This is a genomic window from Brevundimonas sp. P7753 (genome assembly GCF_013386595.1).
Taxonomy (GTDB): domain Bacteria; phylum Pseudomonadota; class Alphaproteobacteria; order Caulobacterales; family Caulobacteraceae; genus Brevundimonas; species Brevundimonas bullata.
On sequence record NZ_JACARP010000119.1, the window covers coordinates 1 to 683 of the forward strand.

At 66.8% G+C, this 683-nt stretch carries 1 protein-coding gene; it reads right to left on the reverse strand.

Going from position 1 to position 683, the window contains the following annotated elements; all coding sequences use genetic code 11:
• On the reverse strand, positions 1-683 hold a 683-nt coding region (locus HX774_RS17645), incomplete at both ends, for an MASE1 domain-containing protein (protein WP_178828763.1).

Below are 683 nucleotides of genomic sequence, written 5' to 3' on the forward strand. Positions count from 1 at the left end.
CGCGACCATCAGGATCGGCATATAGCCCAGCAAGACCAGAAGCTGCGCCAGCAGGGCCCGATTCTCGGGAGCAAATGAATGATAGGGACCGTTGCCCGCCATCGTCCCGCCGACGGCCATGACCGTCACCAGAACCAGGGCGGAAGCGATGCCGACGACCCTGAACCTCACTGCCATCATCAGCAGCAGCGGCATCAGCAAGAAGCCGTAGGGCAGGCTCAGTTGGGAGAAGATGGCGTAGCAGGCGGAACCGATCAGCCCCAGAAGGGCGATCCCCTCGGCCAGACGCGCCGGTTCGCGCACGATCGACAGATGGCGCCGTTGCACGGCCAAGCCAAAGGCGCCCACGACGGCGAAGCCCAGGGCGTGACCGCACCACCAGACCCGCGCCCCGTCAAGGACGTCGGAGCCGACCATGAGGTTCAGCGCCAGGGCGCTCAGCACCGCGCTCGGCAGGGCGGCCATCGCGCAAACGCCCAGGAACCGCATCAGGCCCTCGACGGAGTTGACGCTCAGTCCGGGCACGAAGCGTCGTGCCAGGACGACCGCCAGACCAATCTCCAGCAGATTCATCACGGTGAACATGGCCGACAGGGCCGGCCCGTTGCCGACCAGGAACTCGCCCGCCAGGACGCCGGTCGTCACCAAGGTCCCGAAGGCGAGATCATAGGTCAGGCCCCGCC